Here is a 21,145-nt window from a genome sequence, read left to right on the forward strand (position 1 = left end):
GCCGGTGTGGTGCTGAGGGAGTGTCAGAGGTGACGTCAGACCTCGACGACCACGGGAAGGATCATCGGCCGGCGGCGGTAGCTGTCGGAGACCCACTTACCGACCGCTCGGCGCGCCAGCTGCTGGAGCTGGTGCGGATCCACGACCCCGTCGGAGGCCGACTTGACCAGGGCATCCTCGATCTTCGGGATGACCGCGGAGAAGGCGGAGTCCTCGATACCGGAGCCCCTCGCCTGGATATGCGGACCACCCACGATCTTGCCGGTCGTGCTGTCGACGACCACGAAGATCGAGATGATGCCCTCGTCGCCGAGGATGCGGCGGTCCTTGAGCGAGGTCTCCGTGACATCGCCGACCGAGAGGCCGTCCACGTACACGTATCCCGCCTGTACCTTGCCGACGATCTTGGCGATGCCGTCGACCAGGTCCACCACGACACCGTCCTCGGCGATGACGCAACGGTTCTTCGGAACCCCGGTCAACGCTCCCAACTCGGCGTTGGCGCGCAGATGGCGCCATTCGCCGTGCACCGGCATCAGGTTCTTGGGCTTGCAGATGTTGTAGAAGTACAGCAGCTCACCGGCCGAGGCATGGCCGGAGACATGGACCTTGGCGTTGCCCTTGTGGACGACCGTGGCGCCCCATCGCGTCAGTCCGTTGATGACCCGGTAGACCGCGTTCTCATTGCCGGGGATCAGCGAGGAGGCCAGGATCACGGTGTCGCCCTCGACGATCCGGATCTGGTGGTCGCGGTTGGCCATCCGGGACAGCGCGGCCATCGGCTCGCCCTGGGAGCCCGTGCAGACCAGCACCACCTCGTCGTCCCGAAGGTCGTCGAGGGTCTTCACATCCACCACGAGACCGGTCGGCACCCGCAGATAGCCGAGGTCACGGGCGATGCCCATGTTGCGGACCATCGAGCGGCCGACGAAGGCGACCTTGCGTCCGTACTCATGCGCCGCGTCGAGGATCTGCTGGATGCGGTGCACATGGCTGGCGAAGCTGGCGACGATGATGCGCTTCTGCGCATTGCCGAAGACCTGGCGCAGCACACCGGAGATGTCGCGCTCGGGCGGTACGAACCCGGGGACCTCGGCGTTGGTGGAGTCCACCAGCAGCAGATCGATGCCCTCCTCGCCGAGCTTGGCGAACGCGGGCAGATCCGTGAGCCGGCCGTCGAGCGGCAGCTGGTCCATCTTGAAGTCGCCGGTGTGCACGGCCATGCCGGCCGGGGTGCGGATGGCGACCGCCAGGGCGTCCGGGATGGAGTGGTTGACCGCGATGAACTCGCACTCGAAGGGGCCGATCCGCTCGCGGTGCCCCTCTTCGACCTCGAGGGTGTACGGACGGATCCGGTGCTCCTGGAGCTTCGCCTCGATCAGGGCGAGGGTCAGCTTGGAGCCGATCAGCGGGATGTCGGGCTTCTCGCGGAGCAGGAAGGGGACGCCGCCGATGTGGTCCTCATGGCCGTGGGTGAGGACGATGCCGTCGATGTCGTCGAGACGGTCCCGGATGGATGTGAAGTCCGGCAGGATCAGGTCGACTCCGGGCTGCTCCTCCTCGGGGAAGAGCACCCCGCAGTCGACGATCAGCAGCCGGCCGCCGTACTCGAAGACCGTCATGTTCCGGCCGATCTCACCGAGGCCGCCGAGCGGAGTGACGCGCAGACCGCCCTCGGGGAGCTTCGGCGGAGGGCCGAGCTCAGGATGCGGATGACTCAAAAGACTCTCCTCACCACGCGCGCCACATGCCCCCTGGGCACATGGCGCGCGTGACATTCGTGCACTTGCTGATGTGTCTGTATGCAGTTGTGAAGTATGAAGGTGCGAGAAATCGCCTCTTTGCTTAGAGCTGTACCCCGCCGGCGGCGAGATCGCGCTTGAGCTGTTCGGTTTCCTCGGCGGTCAGCTCGACCAACGGCAGGCGCAGCGGCCCCGCGGGCTGGCCCTGGAGGGCGAGCGCGGCCTTGGTCGTGATCACACCCTGGGTGCGGAACATGCCGGTGAAGACCGGCAGCAGCTTCTGGTGGATCTCCGTTGCCTTCGCGACGTCACCCGCGAGATGCGCCTCGAGCATGGCCCGCAGCTCGGGGCTGACCAGGTGGCCGACCACGGAGACGAAGCCGACCGCGCCGACCGACAGCAGCGGCAGGTTCAGCATGTCGTCGCCGGAGTACCAGGCGAGGCGGGAGCGGGCGATGGCCCAGCTGGCGCGTCCGAGGTCGCCCTTGGCGTCCTTGTTGGCGACGATGCGCGGGTGCTCGGCGAGCCGGACCATGGTCTCGGTGCCGATCGGGACACCGCTGCGGCCCGGGATGTCGTAGAGCATGACCGGCAGGCCGGTGGCGTCGGCGATGGCGGTGAAGTGCCGGAGGAGGCCCTCCTGCGGCGGCTTGCTGTAGTACGGCGTGACGGCCAGCAGCCCGTGGGCACCGGCCTGCTCGGCGGCGCGGGCGAGCTCCACACTGTGCCGGGTGTCATTGGTGCCCGCTCCGGCCACGACGTGGGCGCGGTCGCCGACCGCCTCCACCACGGCGCGTACGAGCTGGGCTTTCTCCGCATCGCTGGTGGTGGGGGACTCGCCGGTGGTGCCGTTGACGATCAGTCCGTCATTGCCGGCTTCCACCAGATGAACAGCGAGTCGCTGGGCGCCGTCGAGGTCGAGCGCGCCGTCAGTGGTGAATGGCGTGACCATGGCGGTCAGCACCCGCCCGAAAGGGGTCTGCGATGTGGATGTCGGTGCCATGGGCTCCACGCTACTCGTAGCGCGCCCCACGGCGCTCGCTCGGGGCTGCGGACGGAGCGAAGAGATGGGACCCGGCACTGCCTGCTCGGGGGTTCAAGCAGTGCCGGGCCCGTTTGTTCAGCCTAGATGAACTTCTCGAAACGTCGCAATACGGACACTTCGCCCGGTGATCCGTACGGGGCCCGGGCCCCCGGCCACGGGGCCGGCTACGGAGCCACTCGGCCGTTGGCGTTGAAGGCGGCGTGGGTGAGCGGCATCAGCCCCGCCCAGTGCGCCTCCATCCGCTCCCCCACCATCTCGATCTCCCGCTGCGGGAACGACGGCACGGCGGCCTGCTCGTGCTGGGTGCGCAGCCCCAGAAAGTGCATCAGCGAGCGGGCGTTGCAGGTGGCGTACATCGAGGAGAACAGGCCGACCGGGAGCACGGCCCTGGCCACCTCCCGGGCCACTCCGGCGGCCAGCATCTCCTGGTACGCCTCGTAGGCGTGGCGGTACGCGTCCTCCATGACCCGGCCGGTCAGCTCGTGCTGCGCCGGGGTGCCCTCGACGAACTCGTACTTCCCCGGGCGGCCCTCCTGGACCAGCTTGCGGGCCTCCCCCGGGACGTAGAACACCGGCTCCAGACGGCGGTAGCGACCGGACTCCTCGTTGTACGACCAGCCCACGCGGTGCCGCATGAACTCGCGGAAGACGAAGATCGGGGCGCTGATGAAGAAGGTCATCGAGTTGTGCTCGAACGGGCTGCCGTGGCGGTCCCGCATCAGGAAGTTGATCAGCCCCTTGGAGCGCTCCGGGTCCTTGGTGATCTCCTCGAGGGACTGCTCGCCCGCGGTGGACACCCGCGCGGCCCACAACACATCGGAGTCGGCAGCGCTGTGCTTGACCAGCTCGACGGTCACATCGCTGCGGAAACTGGCCTTCTCGATCTCGGCGGGGGTCTCGGTCACCGGGCGGGTCCTTCCATGGTGCGTCGCTCAGGGCGGCGCCCAGCTTACGGGCCACCACCGACAGTCCCGCTCCGCAGAAATTTTTGACTGAAGTCGTCGGATCCGGGCACCCAATCACCCATTCACACGTCCTACACATTGAAGTACTCACGTTCGAGGTTCCAAGGAGAGCCCGCAGATGTTCCGCCGGCGAGAGCCCGTGCCGTTCGCCTTCGTCGCCGAAGCCGACCGTTTCCGCAGCAATGTCACCCCACCACCCCGCCCCCGCGCCACACCGTCCCAGATCGCCGGCCGGACCCTGATCGGGCTCACGATCGTCGCGGGGTTCATCGGCTCGTTGATGTTCGGGATGCCCGCCCTCGACAGCCAGTCGCACCCCACCCACCAGATCCAGCAGTCAGAGGCGTCCGACGGACGCTGACCGGCCCTGGGATAGCCTCACCCAGCACAGGCCCATCCGGACATGTGTGTGAGTGAGGAACTCCCGTGCCCCTGCCCTTCCTGACCGCCGACCGCGCCCGAGACGACGACGCGGCGGCCGGAGCGGATCCGCTCGGCTACGAGGACCCGGACCGCTGGCGCCGTCCCTACCGGCCGGGGCCCTGGAGGGTCGGGGGCGCCGCTCTTCTGCTGCTGCTCGCCTCGTACGTCCTGTTCTCCGCCATGATCATCGCGATGGCGGGATCGCTGCCCGCGGCAGGCGTCTGCGCCGGCGTCGCGGCGCTGATGATCGTGACAGCCGTAAGGCTGGTGCGCAGCGGTGTCGTGGTCAGCGCCCAGGGGCTGCGCCGGATCGGCCTCCTGCGCAGCATCACCGTGCGCTGGCAGGACATCGCCGCGATACGCACGGCCCAGCAGCCGGTCCGCTGGCTGGGCCTGCCGCGCACCGTCCAGGGGCAGGCGCTGCTGCTCCAGTCCGTGCGCGGCGGAGCGCCTGACACCCTGATCACCAGCCATGACGCCGACTTCCTGGGCCAGGCGGAGAGCTTCGAGAAGGCCGCCGACGCGATCGAGGGCTGGTCCGCCGCCCACCGCTGAGCCGTACGGCAGCACCGCTCAGTCTTACGGCAGCGGAGGGGCGCCGCCGAGCCCCCTTACCGATATCCGTACCACCGCGGGCGGCGCGCCGGGTCAGCCCCCGGCCGCCCGCACCGGCTTGCCGTCGTGCAGGGCGATGGCGCGCTGCATCGCCTTACGGGCACGCGCGGTGTCCCGGGCGTCGTGGTACGCCACGGCGAGCCGGAACCAGGACCGCCAGTCGTCCGGCGACTGCTCGGTCTCGGCCCTGCGCTTGGCGAAGACGGCGTCCGCCGAGTCCCGGTCGATCCGCCCGCCGGGCGTCCGCACCAGCTCGTCGACCGGGAGCCCGCCCTCCGCCTCCAGCTCCCGGGCCAGCCGGTCCGCGCTCCGCGCGAACTGCGTGGTCTGCCACAGGAACCAGCCGCCGATGAGGGGCATCACCAGCACCGCCACACCGAAGACGACGGTGACCGGGGTGCCCTCCCGGATCAGCAGCACCCCGCGGTCGCCGACCAGCACGAAGTAGACGACCAGGACGGCCGCGAGAACGAAATACGTGATCTTTGCGCGCACCGCTGTGCCCTCAGTCCAGATCGAGGAAGTGTTCCAGGCCGAAGGTCAGGCCGGGGGTGGCCACCACGCGGCGGACGCCGAGCAGGATGCCGGGCATGAAGCTGCTGTGGTGGGTGGAGTCATGGCGGATGGTGAGCGTCTCGCCCTCGCCGCCCAGCAGGACCTCCTGATGGGCCAGGAGCCCGCGCAGTCGCACCGAGTGCACCGGCACCCCGTCCACGTCCGCGCCCCGCGCCCCGTCGAGCGCCGTGGCGGTGGCGTCCGGCTGCGGGGCGCAGCCGGCCTCCCGCCGGGCCTCGGCGATCAGCTGTGCGGTGCGCGCGGCCGTGCCGGAAGGGGCGTCCACCTTGTTGGGGTGGTGCAGCTCGATGACCTCGACCGACTCGAAGAACCGGGCGGCCTGGCGGGCGAACCGCATGGTCAGCACGGCGCCGATGGAGAAGTTCGGGGCGATGAGCACGCCGGTGGTCGGCGAGGCGTCGAGCCAGCCGCGCAGCCGTGCCAGGCGCTCCTCCGTCCAGCCGGTGGTGCCGACGACGCCGTGGATGCCATGGCGGACGCAGAACTCGAGGTTGTCCATCACCGAGGCCGGTTCGGTCAGCTCGACCACCACTTCGGCGCCCGCCTCGACCAGGGCCTGGAGCTGGTCGCCCCGCCCCAGCGCGGCGACCAGCTCCAGGTCCTCGGCGGCCTCCACCGCTCGTACGGCCTCGGAGCCGATCCGTCCCCTGGCGCCGAGGACGGCCACACGCAGCTTGCTCATCGATCCTGTTTCCTTCGATCCGGGAGGCTCTGGCACGGACTAAACCGACGTACGGACTAAGCCCACTGACGGACTGAACCGACTGACGGACTAGGCGACCGCCTCGTCGAGACGCGCCGCCTGCTTGTCCTTCAGCGGGCCGATGACGGACAGCGAAGGACGCTGTCCCAGTACATCGCGCGCCACCTCGCGCACCTCGTCCGGGGTGACCTCCGCGATCCGCTCGAGCATGTCGTCCACCGACATCTGCTCGCCCCAGCACAGCTCGCTCTTGCCGATCCGGTTCATCAGCGCACCGGTGTCCTCCAGGCCCAGCACGGTGGAGCCGGAGAGCTGGCCGACGGCGCGGCGCAGTTCCTCGTCGCTCAGGCCGTTCTCCGCGACCTGGACGAGCTCGTCGCGGCAGATCTTGAGGACGTCGTGCACCTGGTTCGGGCGGCAGCCGGCGTAGACGCCGAAGAGCCCGCAGTCGGCGAAGCTGGAGGTGTAGGAGTAGACGCTGTAGGCGAGCCCGCGCTTCTCCCGGACCTCCTGGAAGAGCCGGGAGCTCATCCCGCCGCCGAGCGCCGTGTTGAGCACCCCGAGCGCCCAGCGGCGGTCGTCGGTGCGCGGGATACCGGGCATGCCGAGGACGACATGGGCCTGCTCGGTCTTGCGGTTCAGCAGCTCGACCTTGCCCGCCGTACGGATCGCACGGGTGCCGGCGCGCGGGGCGACCGGGGCCGCGTCGGTGCGGGACAGGGCGCCCGCCCTGTCGAACGCGGCGTGCACCTGGCGTACGACGTCGTCGTGGTCCACATTGCCCGCGGCGGCGACGACCAGGTGCGTGGGGTCGTAGTGCTTCCGGTAGAAGCGGGCGATCTGGTCGCGGCCCAGGGCGTTGACGGTGTCGACGGTGCCCAGGACCGGGCGGCCGAGCGGGGTGTCGCCGAGCATGGTGTGGGCGAACAGGTCGTGCACACAGTCGCCCGGGTCGTCCTCGGTCATCGCGATCTCTTCGAGGACGACACCGCGCTCCGCGTCCACGTCCGCCGCGTTGATCACCGAGCCGGTCAGCATGTCGCAGACGACGTCGATGGCCAGCGGCAGATCGGTGTCGAGCACCCGCGCGTAGTAGCAGGTGTACTCCTTGGCGGTGAACGCGTTCATCTCGCCGCCGACCGCGTCGATGGCCGCGGAGATGTCCAGCGCGGAGCGCCGCCGGGTGCCTTTGAAGAGCAGATGCTCCAGATAGTGGGTGGCTCCGCCGAGCGTACGGGTCTCGTCGCGCGAGCCGACGTGCGCCCAGATGCCGAAGGTGGCCGAGCGCACGGAGGGGAGGGTCTCGGTGACGACGCGCAGGCCCCCGGGGAGGGTCGTCCTGCGGACCGTGCCGATGCCGTTCTCGCCCTCGAGAAGCGTTTGGGTACGGGCGACGGCCCGCGCCTCCGAGGAGGTGCGGGCCGTCGTGCCGTCGTCGCGGGACGTCACTTGGCGGCTTCGTCCTTCGTCTGGGGCTTGGCCTCGGCCTGGGACTCGTCCGCGTCCGCGCCCTCCTCGTCCTCGACGACCGGGATGAGGGAGAGCTTGCCGCGCTGGTCGATCTCGGCGATCTCGACCTGGACCTTGGCGCCGACCTTCAGCACGTCCTCGACGTTCTCCACGCGCTTGCCACCGGCGAGCTTGCGGATCTGCGAGATGTGCAGCAGGCCGTCCTTGCCCGGGAGCAGGGAGACGAACGCACCGAAGGTGGTGGTCTTCACGACCGTGCCCAGGTAGCGCTCGCCGACCTCCGGCATGGTCGGGTTGGCGATGCCGTTGATGGTCGCGCGGGCGGCCTCGGCGGCCGGGCCGTCGGCGGCACCGATGTAGATGGTGCCGTCGTCCTCGATGGTGATGTCGGCGCCGGTGTCCTCCTGGATCTGGTTGATCATCTTGCCCTTGGGGCCGATGACCTCACCGATCTTGTCGACCGGGATCTTCACGGTGATGATCCGCGGCGCGTTGGGGGACATCTCGTCCGGGACGTCGATGGCCTCGTTCATCACATCGAGGATGTGCAGCCGGGCGTCACGGGCCTGCTTGAGGGCCGCGGCCAGCACGGACGCCGGAATGCCGTCCAGCTTGGTGTCCAGCTGGAGCGCGGTGACGAACTGCTTGGTGCCGGCGACCTTGAAGTCCATGTCGCCGAACGCGTCCTCCGCACCGAGGATGTCGGTGAGGGTGACGTAGTGGGTCTCGCCGTCGATCTCCTGGGAGATCAGGCCCATGGCGATGCCCGCGACCGGGGCCTTCAGCGGCACACCGGCGTTGAGCAGCGACATCGTGGAGGCGCAGACCGACCCCATGGAGGTCGAGCCGTTGGAGCCGAGCGCCTCGGAGACCTGGCGGATGGCGTACGGGAACTCCTCGCGCGTCGGCAGCACCGGCAGCAGCGCCCGCTCGGCCAGGGCGCCGTGGCCGATCTCGCGGCGCTTGGGGGAGCCGACACGGCCGGTCTCACCGGTGGAGTACGGCGGGAAGTTGTAGTTGTGCATGTAGCGCTTGCGGGTCTCGGGCGCGAGCGTGTCCAGCTGCTGCTCCATGCGGAGCATGTTCAGCGTGGTGACGCCCAGGATCTGGGTCTCGCCGCGCTCGAACAGCGCCGAGCCGTGGACCCGCGGAATCGCCTCGACCTCGGCGGCGAGCGTACGGATGTCCGTGACGCCGCGGCCGTCGATGCGCTTCTTCTCCTTGATGACGCGCTCGCGCACCAAGGCCTTGGTCAGCGCGCGGTACGCCGCGGAGATCTCCTTCTCGCGCCCCTCGAACTGCGGCAGCAGCTTCTCGGCGGCCACGCCCTTGACGCGGTCCAGCTCCGTCTCGCGCTCCTGCTTGCCCGCGATGGTCAGCGCCTGGGCCAGCTCGTCGCGGACGGCGGCGGTGAGCGCCTCCAGGACGTCGTCCTGGTAGTCGAGGAAGATCGGGAACTCGGCGGTCGGCTTGGCGGCCTTGGCGGCGAGGTCGGCCTGCGCCTTGCACAGGACCTTGATGAAGGGCTTCGACGCCTCCAGGCCGGCGGCGACGATCTCCTCGGTGGGAGCCTCGGCGCCGTCCTTGACCAGCTGGATGGTCTTGTCGGTGGCCTCCGCCTCGACCATCATGATCGCGACATCGCCGTCCTCGAGCACCCGGCCGGCGACGACCATGTCGAAGACGGCCTCCTCCAGCTCGGAGTGGGTCGGGAAGGCCACCCACTGGCCCTTGATCAGGGCGACGCGGGTGCCACCGATGGGCCCGGAGAAGGGCAGCCCGGCGAGCTGGGTGGAGCAGGAGGCGGCGTTGATCGCGACCACGTCGTAGAGGTGGTCGGGGTTGAGCGCCATGATCGTCTCGACAACCTGGATCTCGTTGCGCAGGCCCTTCTTGAAGGACGGGCGCAGCGGGCGGTCGATCAGACGGCAGGTGAGGATCGCGTCCTCGGAGGGGCGGCCCTCACGGCGGAAGAACGAGCCGGGGATGCGCCCCGCCGCGTACATCCGCTCCTCGACATCGACCGTGAGCGGGAAGAAGTCGAGCTGGTCCTTGGGGTTCTTGGAAACGGTGGTGGCCGACAGCACCATGGTGTCGTCGTCCAGGTAGGCCACGGCCGAACCGGCGGCCTGACGGGCCAGGCGGCCCGTCTCAAAACGGATGGTGCGGGTGCCGAAGGTGCCGTTGTCGATAACCGCTTCGGCGTAGTGGGTCTCGTTCTCCACCAGGAAAATCTCCTCTTCTGCGTCCCTCGTCCGTGTGACGGTGGACGGTGGTGGAGCAGCGCCCCGGGCCTTACTGGCCGGCAGCCGGGCCGGTCTTCGATCGAAGCCACCGGAATTGCCAGTTCCGGGAGCCACTACCGAGGACCGGCTCCTGTGGCGCCGGTGCGGCGGGAATGAGGCGCTCCTCCTCGTTCGTTATGGCGTTGTTGGGACCAGACTACAAAGCTTCGGCCGTCATCACGACGGCTGTGCTGTCCGGCCCCTACGGTACGTAGCGATGGCGCTACGCACCGGCGCGAAGACCGTACGGGCCGCCATTGGCTCACCTTTGGCTGAAACCGTACGGCGCCGCGTATGGCAAAGGGAGCGGCCCCCGTCGCGGGAACCGCTCCCTCCTTGGCGTCTTACTTGGCGCCCGCCGCACCCCGGCGGATACCCAGGCGCTCGACCAGCGCACGGAAGCGCGTGATGTCCTTCTTCGCCAGGTACTGGAGCAGGCGGCGGCGCTGGCCGACCAGGAGCAGCAGACCCCGGCGGGAGTGGTGGTCGTGCTTGTGGGTCTTGAGGTGCTCGGTCAGGTCGGAGATGCGGCGCGTGAGCAGCGCGACCTGGACCTCGGGAGAGCCGGTGTCGCCCTCCTTGGTGGCGAACTCGGTCATGATCTGCTTCTTGGTAGCGGCGTCGAGCGACACTCGGTACTCCTTGCTTTCGTCATCAGCCGCCGAGTGCCCCTGGTCGTTGTCTCAGGGGATCTTCCGTGACTCGGGAGGCGGGGTCCGCTGGGCGCTGTCTCCCGAGACTCAGGGCCTCCGGGGACGCGTACGCAAACGGCCAGGACACAGGGTACCAGCGTCTTGGTGGGGGGAGTGTGGGGGTGGGCCGCGGCGGGGTGTCCGGGGTTAGAGGACGGGGTCCGGGGCTAGAGGACGGGCATGGCGGTGAGGGTGCCGGACTGCAGGGCGAACACGCGGTTCCCGGCCGCCGCGAGCCGCCAGTCTCCCTCGGTCCCCGGAGCGTACGGCCACGCGACGCTTCCGCTGCGGACATCGACCGCCACCACGCCTTGGTCCCCGCGCCCATCGAGGGCCGCCCACACACTGCCACCCTCGGCGACGGGAGCGGCAAGGGGGTGGTCGTCGGACGCGAACGGCAGCGTCCACATCCCCGCTCCGTCCTCCGCCCGCCATGCCGAGAGGTCGGTGTCGTCCACGGCGTACACCACGCCCTTACGCACGGCCGGCGCGGTCCAGCCGGTCCCGCCCTGACCGGCATGGGCCCACTTCTCCTCACCGCTCGCCAGGGCCAGCGCCCTCAGACTCTTCCCCCCGAGGTAGACGACGCCGTCCGCGACGGCGGGGGCGAGGGCGGCGGAGGACCCCTGCTCACGCGGGCCCCAGGCGGTCCTGCCCGTTCGGGCGTCGAGGGCGGCCACGCCGCCGTCCGATCCGTGGATCACCAGGCGGCCGTCGGCGACCGCCGCCTGGGCCGGTGCCTTGGCGGATGTGGCCACGGGCGCCGAGACGGTCCACAGCGTGCGGTGCGAGGTGAGGTCCACGGCGCGTATCCGACCGCCGCGTGTGGCGAGGTAGGCCGCGCTCTCATCGGCGCCGAGCAGCACCGCCGCGTCGGCTCCCGGCGCCGACCACCGCTTCCTGCCGTCCTTGGTGCCCAGCCCGAGCAGTGCCCCCTTGGCGTCGGCGGTAAGGATGACGTCGTCGGATGCGGCGAGCACGCGGGCGGTGGCGGCGGCCGTGCGCTCGGAGGTCCACCTCCGCTTCCCGTTCCGCACGTCGTACGCGCGCAGCGCACCGCTGGGGGTCGCGACGACCACGAGGTCGTGGACGGGCAGCGGAGCGGGCAGATCGGCGCCGGAGCTCTCGGCGACGCGGATCGGACCCCACAGCGGCTGTGGCGCTGTTCCTTCGTCATAGCGCGACAGCGGCTCGGCCTCCCAGGGCCGCCCGCCGGCCTCCGCCTCGTCGCCGCGCAGCAGCCACCACGCGACGCCTCCGCCACCCGCCGCGAGCACGGCGCCGCCCGCGGCGAGCGTCCCGATGAGCCGCCGCCGGGAGGGGCCCGTCCGGTCGCCGGGCAGGGCGGCCATGCGCCGGGCGTCCGCCTCGCGCCGCGCGATGTCCTGCGCGAGCGGTCCGCTCCTCCAGATCCGGTCCGCGCCCCGGGGCGGCGCCAGCGCCCGGCCGATCCACTCGAGACCGGGCCGGGCCCCGGGGTCCTTGGCCAGACAGGGCTCGACCAGCGGCCGCAGCGCCCCGGGCACCGCGCCCAACTCCGGCTCACCGTGCACCACCTGGTACTGCACGGCGGCCACATGGCCGCCCTCGTAGACCGGCCGTCCGCCCGCCGCGTAGGCGAGGACCACTCCGAGGGAGAACACATCGCCCGCGGGGCCGGTCCGCTGCCCCAGGACCTGCTCGGGCGGGGCGTAGCCGGGGGTGGCGACGGTCTGTCCCGTGGTGGTCAGCGTCAGCCCGTGCTCGGGCCGGGCGATCCCGAAGTCGATGATCCTGGGGCCGCGGGAAGTGAGCACGATGTTGGACGGTTTGAGGTCGCGGTGGACCAGCCCGGCTGCGTGGATGTCGTGGAGCGTACGGACGAGCGCGGCTCCCAACGCCCTTACGGCGGGCTCCTCCAGGGCCCCGTACCGCTCCACGGCCTGGTCGAGCGTGGGCCCGGCGAGGAACTCCGTGGCGATCCACGGCCGCCCGCCCTCGGTCTGCGCCGCGAGCACCCGTGCCACCCCGTCGCCCCGCACGGCCTGGGCCGCGTGCGCCTCGCGCACGAAACGCTGGGCCATATGGGGGTCGTGGGCCACTTCGGGCCGCAGCACCTTGATCGCCGCGATCCGGCCCCCGGAATCCCGCCCCAGGTAGACCTGGCCCATGCCGCCCGCGCCGAGCACGCCGGTGAGGCGGTACGGGCCGAGGCGCAGCGGATCGCCGGTGCCGAGGGGTTTCATGGGAGAGGTCTCCTGGTCGATGAGGGGTTGATCGGATCAACTGGGCGGCCGGGCGGGCCATGTGCCGGGTCATTCCAGCGGGATGGCGCAGACGGTCTTGCCATTGGAGATGACGACCAGGCCCGCGCGGCGGTGCGCCCGCATCACGGAGGCGGACATGCCGTCCTTGTCACCGGAGGGCCCCTGGAAGGTCCATGCCGTGCGATGGGTGCGGAGGTCGACGGCCCTGGCCCAGCGGTCCTTCTCCGGCGAGGCGTAGAAGTACCTCTCGCCGACGACCGGAGTGGATTCATAGGCTTCGGAGGAGGCCGCCTGGTCGGCTGCCCCCTTCTCCTGCCACAGCAGCCGCCCGCTCTTCGCGTCCAGGGCGACGAGGCCGTTCCTCCGCTCGACGCTGTAGACCACACCGTCCTTGACGACCGGCGGACCGTAAGTCTCCATCCGCGGGTCGTAGCTCTCCCCGGATTCGCGGTCCGCGCCGAACCGCCATGCGGTCGCGCCGTCGGTGGTGCGCAGCGCGAGGAGCTCCCGGCCACCGGTGAACACATGATCGTCGGTGACGGCGAAGGCCCTGTCCAGGGAGATCACCGCGTCGGATCCGAGCGGAATCCGCTTCGACCAGCGCTGGGCCCCGCTGTGGGGGTCGATGGCGATGGCCTCCTCCCCCGAGAAGCGCAGGAGCCTGGCACCGGCGGATGCCGCGGCGATGGGGTCGCTGGTACCCGGGGCGATGGCACGGGCCCAGAGCCGCTTCCCCGTACGCAGGTTGATGGCCAGACGCTTCTCTCCGCCCTTCGCATATCCCTCGGCGAACAAGGTGCCGTCCATCACGGCGAGGAGCTTCGGTTCGAGGCCCAAGGAGCCGGTGCGAGCGATCGGGGTCTTGAGATTGCCCGTCTCGAGGTCGACGGGAGCGATCGCGGTGGCGCCGCTCTGGTCGTCCGCCTCACAGGCGAGGAGGCGGTCCCCGTCGACGACCACGGGGACGGTCCGGTCGCTCTCCCCGCGCTTCTCGCCGGTCTTCGCGTCCACGCACAGGAGCCCGTTGTCGTGGACGATGACGACATGGTCGCCGACGATCAGGGCCTCGAGGTCCGTGGTTGCCTCGGGGACGGACACCTTCCACGCCAGACGCGGGCCCGCACCGGCGGGGCGGCGGGTGGAGCGGGGCGCCGCGGCCGTACCGCCGTGGGATTCCTCCGGGCCGAGCCAGGCCCACGCCCCGGCCGCCCCACCGGCGACGAGCGCGCCCCCGCCCACTGCCGCGATCAGCTTCCGCCGGGAGAGCGCGGCTCCCACCCGCCGCGCCCCAGCGGTTTCGGTGCGGTGCTCCGCCTCCCGGGGGGCCGGGAGTCTGCTGGGCTGGGCCTCCCAAACGGCCGTGCAGCGCCGGGCGATCTCGGCGAGGACCAGGTCCGGCAACTGGTCCGCGAACCGCCGGAGGTCACCCGCGTGATGGGCGCCCCTACGGAGCCGCTCTCCCAGCTCCACGGTGCCGGGCCGCTGCCGGGGATCCTTGGCGAAGCACGGTTCCAGTACGGTGCGCAATCCCCCGGGCAGACCGGACAGGTCGGGGTCGGTGTACCGCACCCGGTAGAGCAGATCGGCGGGCTGTCCGCCGCCGAAGGGCGGGCGGCCGGTGGCCGCGAAGACGAGCACTCCGGCGAGGGCGAACACATCGCCCGCGGCGGTGTGTTCACCACCGGAGACCTGTTCCGGCGACATGTAGGCGGGCGTTCCGGCCGCCGCGCCCGTACGGGTCAGCCGGTCGTCGCCCACCGCGCGGGCGATGCCGAAGTCGATGACCTTGGGGCCGAGTGCGGTCAGCAGGATGTTGGAGGGCTTGAGGTCGCGGTGGACCACATCGGACCGGTGCAGCTGGGCGAGCGCGTCGCACAGGGCGGCCCCGAGCGCCCGTACGGCCTTCTCGGGCAGCGGCCCGGCGAGGGCGACCGCGTCGTCGAGCGGTGGGCCGAGGACGTATTCGGTGGCCAGCCAGGGTGTTGGGGCCAGCGGATCGGCGTCGATGACCTGCGCGCCGTGCTGTCCGCCGATGACGCGTGCCGCGTCGGTCTCCAGCTGGAACCGGGTGCGGAATTCGGCCTGCTCGGCGTAGTGCGGGTGCACGGTCTTCAAGGCGACCATCCGCCCCTTGGGCGAGCGGCCCAGATAGACCGTGCCCATTCCGCCGCCGCCGAGCCGGGCGAGAAGGGTGTACGAACCGAGGGCTTGCGGATCGTCGTGGGTGAGGGGAGAGACCATCGGTATCCGTATCAGTCCACTGGCAGGACGTAGAGGATGGTGCCGTTCAGGACGAGGACGATTCCGGGTGCGACGCCCACGACCTGGCCCGGCACGGCGGCTTGTTGGCCCTTCCCGGCGAGTGCCGACCGCCACCGCAGCGAGCCGTCCGCCGCGTCCAGGGCCTCGATCTCCGCGTCGGTCACCTGGAAGACCGTGGCGCCCGAGTGGCTGACCGCGGTCTCGCCCCTCGTCCACGAGGATTCCAAGGGGGCGGCGCTGTGGCGCCGCCAACGCGTGCTGCCGCTGCGCACGTCGACGGCATAGGTGGTGGCGCGGGAGTCGGTGGCGTACACCGTCTGCCCATGAGCGGCCGGAGTGCCGGACACCCTTCCCTTGGTCGCGACCCGCCAGCGCTCCTCACCGCCGGCGACGTGGTACCCCCTCAGCATGTGCTCGTCGCAGGAGACCAGGAGATCTCCCGGAGCCACCAGACGCTGCTTGGCGCTCTCGTCCTTCATCCCGGCGAATTTTCGCGTCCACAGCTTCCGGCCGCCGCGGCGGTCGAGGGCCAGATACGAGGAGGTGTCCTCGCCGTCGTCCCCTTGGCTCGGCAGCAGGAGCATGGTGCTGAGCAGGAGCGCGGTGGTGTCGCCGTCTCCCTGGTACGGAGCGGGGAGCGGCGCACGCCATATCTCCTTGCGCCGCACGGAGTCGTAGCAGACCACCGCGTGGTCCTCGGTCCCCGTGCCCCCACTCGCGTACTTCCTGGTCAGGAACCAGCAGATGTCCTTGCCGGCCCCGAGGAACTGGTAGATCGCCGGGCCCTCCACTCCGTCGTACCGCCGCTCCACCCCCTTGATCCGGCCCGTGGCGAGCGAGACCACGGAGAAGGCCGAGGTGTCCGGGGAGACGAAGGTGCCGTTGCCGAGCAGCGTGAGGGCGGACATGGGATAGAGCTTGTCGCGCGACCAGATCGTCTTGCCGGTCCGGAGATTGAGCGCGGACACGGAGTCGGTGGTCCAGACGAGGGCGGTTTTGCCACGCCAGAGCAGCGGTGTCTGCTGTGGCTCGCTCCCGAGGTCGTGGCGCCACAGCGGAGCGGGCGCGATCCCGCGCCGCGCCGAGGTCTCTCGCCGTCCCGTCCCCTCGCCGGCCGCCCGCCAGCCGGCCACTCCGCCCGCTCCGAGTGCGAGGCCGACCGCTCCGGAGAGGCCACCGACGACCACGGCACGCCGGGAGCGGCCCGGCGCTGGGGTGGCGGCCGCCTCCTCAGGGTGCGCCTGGGCGGCCATGGGAGCCTGCGCCGGATACGCCGCGGCCTGCCGGGCGAGGGCCATCGCCACAGCCTCGGGCAGACGGCCGACGGCTTCTGGGGCCGACGCCGCCCGGAGCTCCCGGGCCACCGTGCCCGGCCGGGGCCGCTGCCCGGGATCCTGCGCGAGACAGAGCGCGAGCAGCTCTCTCAGCCCTTCCGGCAGTGCCGCGCGTGCCCCCTCGGCCACGTCTCGCCGGCCCGTCGCGGCGTAGCAGAGCATGGCGCCCAGCGCGTAGACATCTCCCGCCGGGCTGGGGCGTTCACCCGCTCGCTGCTCCGGCGGCAGGGTGAAGGCATCGACCCCGAGCGACGCGCCACGGCCCAGGCCGTTCAGCGCCGCCGCTCGCGCCAGTCCGTACCCGGTCAGCCGGGGCCCGCCCGCCATGAGCAGCGTGGCCCGCGGCGAGATCCCGGCGTGGACGAGACCGCCGGCATGCCAGTTGGCGAGGGCGTGAGCGAGGACCGCGCCGAGCGCGCGCACCGTGGGTTCGGGCAGCGGGCCGTCGTACGCGGCCAGCGCTGCGGGAAGCGGCAGGGCGGGGAAGCAGGCGTAGGCGACCCAGGGCAGATCCGCGTCCGGCCCGGCGACATCGATCACAGGAGCCGCCCAACCCCCGGTCAGACGACGGGAGTTCTCGCCCTCCGACCGGAACCGCACCCGGTATCCGGGATCGTCGGCGAGGGTTTCGTGCGGCAGCATCAGCACGGCGGCGCGGCCGGTGCGGTCGTCCCTGGCGATACGGCGGCGCGCGTCGTCGGCCTGCCCACCGGCGTCCAGCGTGCCGATGATGCGGTACGGGCCCAGCCGTGTCGGTTCGGCCGGTCGCTGCGGTTCCATTCGCTCCTCCGGACAGCCGTGGCTCAGCTCAACGGCAAGGCGTAGACGCTTCTCCCGCTGGTGACGACGGCCAGGCCGTCCGTCACGGCCACCCGGCGCCGCGCCGCGACGGATCCCCTGTCCGCCGCGGTGCCGAGGTCCGTGAAGCGCCACCGCAGGGCGCCGTCCTCGGCGTCGAAAGCGTCGACTTCCACGTCGTTCGCCGTGAGGACCGTGCGCCCGGACGGATCCACGGCCGTGTCGGGCGTACGTGCTCCGGACAGCGTCTTCATCGCGAAGGCATAGGTGCGCTGCCATCGCACCTCTCCCGTGGCCGTCGACAGCGCGTGGACCGCATAACCTCCGTCGGTGGCGTACACGACGTCGCCGTGCACGACCGGAGCGCCGAAGTCGGCGGTGTGCCCGGATCCGGCCTCTCCCTTCGCCTGCACGCTCCACGCGGAGCCGCCGCCGTCCGCCAGGCCGTACCCGCGCAAGGTGTTGGTGACAGCGGCGATGAGGGTGTCGCGGCCGTCGGTGGTCACCGCCCGTCCGGCGGTCACACCCTCATAGGAGCGCCGCCACCGCCGTGTCCCCCGTTCCCGGTCGAAGGCCAGGAACATCTCGCCCCGCACGACGAGGGTGTCCTTCGTCAGATACCCCTCGTCGAAGCCGCCGGGCAGCGGGCCGCGCCAGCGCTCTTCCCGCCCGGCGAGGTCATAGGCGATCACGAGACCATCGTCGGCCGCGCCGCTCCCCCGGCGGCCCGCCGCGAGCCAGAGGGTCCCGCCCTCCGCCGCCAGCAGGGCGGCGTACGGAGTGCGTCCACCCGGCCGGAAGCTCTTCGGCCACCACTGGATGTCGCCGGTCTCGGCGGACAGCGCGGCGAGCCCGTCACCCGGGACCAGGATCGAATCCTTACCGATGGGCAGAAGCCGTCCCCTGGGGCGAACGTCGTCCTGCGTCCAGAGTCGCTTGCCCGTACGGAGGTCGATTCCGGTGACGGCCGCGTCGTTCGCGACGACGGCGACCTTGTCCGACCAGATGAGCGGGGGGTGTGTCGGTGGCCCACCGGCGATGTCATGGCACCACAGCGGTGTGGGCGGGGCGCCGGCGAGCCGGCGACGGGAGTGGTTGGCGGCCGCCAGGCGCTCGGCCGGGGTCGGCGGAGCGTCGTCCTCGGCGGTCGCCATCCACATCGCACCGCCGCCGAGCACGAGACCGGCCGAACCAGAGGCCGCCCCGACGAGCAGGGCACGCCTGGAGGGCCGTGCCGCGCCCTGCCGAGTCGGCCTCCCGGCGACGCCCGCGCCGCCCGGCAGATGGGTCGGCGCATGCGGGGCGCCGGGCGGGTCACCCCGGCCCGCGGCGTCTGGGTCGGGTGCGCCCGGTGCCTCTCCCGGGATCGACGCGCCCTCTTTGAGCGGCGCGCCCACCGCCGACTCCGCTTCCGTCGGCTCGACCTCCGGTTCGACCTCCGCCGCCAGCGTCGCCGCGGACTGCTCGGCCAGCGCGACGACCACCGGTGCCGGCAGCCAGCCGGGGCTCAGCAGCGCCGCCGCCCCGCCGACGCCCCCGTCCACCGTGGTCGAACCCGGCCCACCGACCGGCATCGCCGAAGGCGGGCCCGCGGACCCGCTGTCGAGGACCGTCGGCGTGGGTCCCGAGGGCGCCGCCGTCAGGCTCGCCGACAGCGGGAACCGCACGCCCCGGGTCAGCCCGTCCACCAGCGCCGCCGCCGTCGGCCGCTCCGCCGGGTCCGAAGCGAGACACGGGAGCACGACGCTCCTCAGCTCCTCCGGCAGACCGCCCGCCCCGGGCAGCCGCCGCCCGGTCGACGCATACGCCAGCACCGCGCCCAGCGCGTAGATGTCCCCCAGCGGCCGCGGGCGCCCGCCCGCGGCCTGCTCCGGGGGCAGGGCATCGGCGGCCAGTCCGGAAAGCCCCACTCGGCTCTGCCCGTCGGGCCCCGCCGCCCGTACCGCGCCGAAACCTCCCAGCCAGGGCCCGTCACTCGCCACGAACACGTTCTCCGGCGCGATTCCCGCATGGGTGAGGCCCGCCCGGTGGATCTCCGCCAGCGTCTCGGCCAGAGCCGCTCCCACCGCACGCAAGGTCCGGACCGGAAGCGGCCCTCCGCACATCTGCAACACACCCGGCAGCGGCAGCATCGGGCGGTACGGAAACGCGGTCCACGGGGGTTCGGGCGCACGGTCGGAGATCTCGACGGGGGCGAGCCGGGCAAGCGGCGAAGCGCCGCCGAGCCGTCGGGCGCTCTCCGCCTCCGCCAGAAAGCGGCCGCGGTACGCCGGGTCGTCGGCGAACTCGGCAGACGGCGTGCTGATGAGCACCGTACGGACCCCACCGGCACTGCGAGCGAGAAAGAGACGGGCGGCCGCCGTCGGGTCTTCCTCACCAGGAGCCAGCCTGGCGATGATGTGATACGGCCCGAGCCGCCGCGGGTCGTCCTCGCTCAGCGGTTCCACCCGCGCCTCCCGAACTCCCCGGGCAGCCGTACGGTGGACGTCCCTCCCGGAGGAAGGGACGTGCCCTCAGCCACTGGTCAGGCTCCGTGCCGAGCTGTAGACGTCCAGCACGGCGAGGCACAGGGGCACCAGGGCGAGCAGGAAGGCGCTCTCGGCCAGGTCGGACAGACGCCCCCAGAAGGGCGACAGGCCGTTCTTCGGAATGATCAGCGCGACGGCGATGATCAAGCCGGCGCCCACGGTCACGGCCGCGGCGAGCCAGATCGTACGGATGTCCAGCGGGCCACGGTCGTTCTCGGTCAGGAGCTTGATGACCGCGTCGGCCGGCGGATTCAGCGACAGCCCCAGGACGAGCAGGGCGAGGGCGAGCAGACCCGCGCCGAAGACGGCGGCGACCTGGGCGGTGTAGCGGAAGAGACGGGCGCGCAGCAGCATCGCCAGACCGGCCGCGAGCGCGAGGAGCTGCGCCCACGCGCCATCGGAGAAGCCCAGGACCGCGGCGGCACCGACGACGACGGCCGAGCAGCCGCCGACCATGCCCAGCAGCATCTCGTGGCCGCGACGGGTCTGGGCGGCGATGCGGTGGATGTCGAGGGGCTCGGCATCCGGACCGGCGTCGAGCTCATCGGCCGAGGAGTGGGGCGCGGCGTAACCGATGGGCAGACGGGCGACTCGGGCCGACAGACCCGGCAGGAAGGCGATCGCTCCGATCGCGACGACGGCGCACACCGCGGCCGTCTCGGTGGCCCCGGTATCGGTGACGATCTCGCAGAAGGTGGCGAGAGTCCCGACGCTCGCCGCGAACACGGCGGCGACGAACGGAGCGTCGCCGCTGGGCATGACGACGACCAGGACGGCCGAGCCGATGAGCACGGTGACGCAGCCGAGCAGGAACTGGAGCCGTCCGACGCCCTCGCCCGCGTCCAGGGCCAGGATCCCCGATCCAGCGATCATGAGGTGGGGAAGGGCGGACATGCCGAGGGCTATGGCGGAGGCTCGGTCCTCGTACACCCGTGCCCGCACCCCGGCGAGGGAAGTCAGCAACACGCCGACGGCGGCGGCGATGACACCCGGGAGGCCGTGCATGTCGTGCTTGACCGGGTCGGCGAACCAGAGCACGAAGCCCATGAGGATGAGCAGCAGCGCCCCTCCGAGCAGCCCGGCGGCCCGCAGGAACCGGTCGTTCCACAGCGTGCGGTCGCGGGTGACCGCGGAGGCGATCGCATCGGACACATCGTCATAGACGGCGGGGGGCAGCGACTCGGCGAAGGGGCGCAGAGCCAGCAGTTCCCCGTCCAGAACCTGCTGGGCCAGGAGGGAGCGGCCGCTGTCCAGGACGGTGCCGTCGCGTCGGACCAGGTGATAGCCGGTGGGAGCCCCGGCCGGCTGCGTCTGCCCCGTCAGACGCAGGATTTCCGGGTAAACGTCGGCGACAGGGATGTCCTCCGGGAGGGCGACATCGATCCGGCTGTCGGGCGCGACGACGGTCACCCTGCAGAAACCGGTTGTTGCGGACGTACTCACGTGTAAGGCCCCCTGGTT

At 71.4% G+C, this 21,145-nt stretch carries 15 protein-coding genes; 2 read left to right on the forward strand and 13 right to left on the reverse strand.

The annotated features are described in order from the left end of the window. Nucleotides 1–35: 35 nt before the first annotated feature. The 3 genes from KHP12_RS17295 to thyX all read right to left on the reverse strand — a co-directional run bounded on the left by KHP12_RS17295 (nt 36) and on the right by thyX (nt 3,692). The gene (locus tag KHP12_RS17295) at nt 36–1,721 is read right to left on the reverse strand and encodes a ribonuclease J (RefSeq protein ID WP_037960721.1); all 1,686 of its coding nucleotides are present in this window, start codon (nt 1,719–1,721) and stop codon (nt 36–38) included. A gap of 124 nt (nt 1,722–1,845) precedes the next feature. Further along, nucleotides 1,846–2,745: a 4-hydroxy-tetrahydrodipicolinate synthase gene (gene dapA / locus KHP12_RS17300; RefSeq protein WP_037960719.1), complete on the reverse strand. Its 900-nt coding sequence runs from the start codon at nt 2,743–2,745 to the stop codon at nt 1,846–1,848. A 206-nt stretch (nt 2,746–2,951) separates the two neighbouring features. Beyond that, complete coding sequence (gene thyX / locus KHP12_RS17305) at nt 2,952–3,692, reverse strand: FAD-dependent thymidylate synthase (RefSeq protein WP_037960716.1); 741 nt, start codon at nt 3,690–3,692, stop codon at nt 2,952–2,954. A 178-nt stretch (nt 3,693–3,870) separates the two neighbouring features. Here thyX and KHP12_RS17310 point away from each other — a divergent pair, with 178 nt between their 5' ends. Together KHP12_RS17310 and KHP12_RS17315 are read left to right on the forward strand one after the other, a co-directional pair. Next, a complete protein-coding gene (locus tag KHP12_RS17310) occupies nt 3,871–4,113 on the forward strand; it encodes a hypothetical protein (protein ID WP_037960714.1) in 243 nt (80 codons plus the stop codon). A 65-nt stretch (nt 4,114–4,178) separates the two neighbouring features. Further along, nucleotides 4,179–4,730: an SCO5741 family PH domain-containing membrane protein gene (locus tag KHP12_RS17315; protein ID WP_086879281.1), complete on the forward strand. Its 552-nt coding sequence runs from the start codon at nt 4,179–4,181 to the stop codon at nt 4,728–4,730. Between the two features lie 93 nt (nt 4,731–4,823). Here KHP12_RS17315 and KHP12_RS17320 read toward each other — a convergent pair whose 3' ends face one another. The 10 genes from KHP12_RS17320 to eccD form a co-directional block, all read right to left on the reverse strand. Beyond that, nucleotides 4,824–5,285 (reverse strand): tetratricopeptide repeat protein, encoded by a 462-nt coding sequence (locus KHP12_RS17320; RefSeq protein WP_037960709.1) that lies wholly within the window; start codon nt 5,283–5,285, stop codon nt 4,824–4,826. Between the two features lie 10 nt (nt 5,286–5,295). Then, nucleotides 5,296–6,048, reverse strand: coding sequence for a 4-hydroxy-tetrahydrodipicolinate reductase (gene dapB, locus KHP12_RS17325; RefSeq protein WP_086879282.1), 753 nt, complete (start codon nt 6,046–6,048; stop codon nt 5,296–5,298). Between the two features lie 90 nt (nt 6,049–6,138). After that, on the reverse strand, nt 6,139–7,518 hold the full coding sequence (locus tag KHP12_RS17330) for a M16 family metallopeptidase (RefSeq protein WP_086879283.1): 1,380 nt from the start codon (nt 7,516–7,518) through the stop codon (nt 6,139–6,141). Continuing rightward, nucleotides 7,515–9,764 carry a polyribonucleotide nucleotidyltransferase gene (locus KHP12_RS17335; RefSeq protein ID WP_086879284.1) on the reverse strand — a complete coding sequence of 750 codons (2,250 nt, stop codon included), beginning with the start codon at nt 9,762–9,764 and terminating at the stop codon, nt 7,515–7,517. The genes KHP12_RS17330 and KHP12_RS17335 overlap by 4 nt, the downstream gene beginning before the upstream one ends. Before the next feature lie 404 nt (nt 9,765–10,168). After that, the gene (gene rpsO, locus KHP12_RS17340; protein WP_020868053.1) at nt 10,169–10,456 is read right to left on the reverse strand and encodes a 30S ribosomal protein S15; all 288 of its coding nucleotides are present in this window, start codon (nt 10,454–10,456) and stop codon (nt 10,169–10,171) included. 227 nt (nt 10,457–10,683) lie between these two features. Beyond that, a complete protein-coding gene (locus KHP12_RS17345; protein ID WP_211833142.1) occupies nt 10,684–12,741 on the reverse strand; it encodes a serine/threonine-protein kinase in 2,058 nt (685 codons plus the stop codon). Between the two features lie 69 nt (nt 12,742–12,810). Continuing rightward, a complete protein-coding gene (locus tag KHP12_RS17350) occupies nt 12,811–15,003 on the reverse strand; it encodes a serine/threonine-protein kinase (protein ID WP_211833143.1) in 2,193 nt (730 codons plus the stop codon). 11 nt (nt 15,004–15,014) lie between these two features. Continuing rightward, on the reverse strand, nt 15,015–17,138 hold the full coding sequence (locus tag KHP12_RS17355; RefSeq protein WP_211833144.1) for an outer membrane protein assembly factor BamB family protein: 2,124 nt from the start codon (nt 17,136–17,138) through the stop codon (nt 15,015–15,017). Nucleotides 17,139–17,161: 23 nt separating this feature from the next. Beyond that, complete coding sequence (locus KHP12_RS17360; RefSeq protein ID WP_211833145.1) at nt 17,162–19,603, reverse strand: outer membrane protein assembly factor BamB family protein; 2,442 nt, start codon at nt 19,601–19,603, stop codon at nt 17,162–17,164. A gap of 66 nt (nt 19,604–19,669) precedes the next feature. Beyond that, the gene (eccD, locus tag KHP12_RS17365) at nt 19,670–21,127 is read right to left on the reverse strand and encodes a type VII secretion integral membrane protein EccD (RefSeq protein ID WP_211833146.1); all 1,458 of its coding nucleotides are present in this window, start codon (nt 21,125–21,127) and stop codon (nt 19,670–19,672) included. Nucleotides 21,128–21,145: the final 18 nt, after the last annotated feature.

It is taken from the genome of Streptomyces asiaticus, assembly GCF_018138715.1.
GTDB lineage: Bacteria > Actinomycetota > Actinomycetes > Streptomycetales > Streptomycetaceae > Streptomyces > Streptomyces asiaticus.

What these genes read in the sequence shown, in the direction of transcription:
- dapA (WP_037960719.1), bottom strand. Translation starts at nt 2,745, where the DNA reads ATGGCACCGACATCCACATCGCAGACCCCTTTCGGGCGGGTGCTGACC.
- KHP12_RS17310 (WP_037960714.1), top strand. Translation starts at nt 3,871, where the DNA reads ATGTTCCGCCGGCGAGAGCCCGTGCCGTTCGCCTTCGTCGCCGAAGCC.
- dapB (WP_086879282.1), bottom strand. Translation starts at nt 6,048, where the DNA reads ATGAGCAAGCTGCGTGTGGCCGTCCTCGGCGCCAGGGGACGGATCGGC.
- KHP12_RS17345 (WP_211833142.1), bottom strand. Translation starts at nt 12,741, where the DNA reads ATGAAACCCCTCGGCACCGGCGATCCGCTGCGCCTCGGCCCGTACCGC.
- KHP12_RS17350 (WP_211833143.1), bottom strand. Translation starts at nt 15,003, where the DNA reads ATGGTCTCTCCCCTCACCCACGACGATCCGCAAGCCCTCGGTTCGTAC.
- KHP12_RS17355 (WP_211833144.1), bottom strand. Translation starts at nt 17,138, where the DNA reads ATGGAACCGCAGCGACCGGCCGAACCGACACGGCTGGGCCCGTACCGC.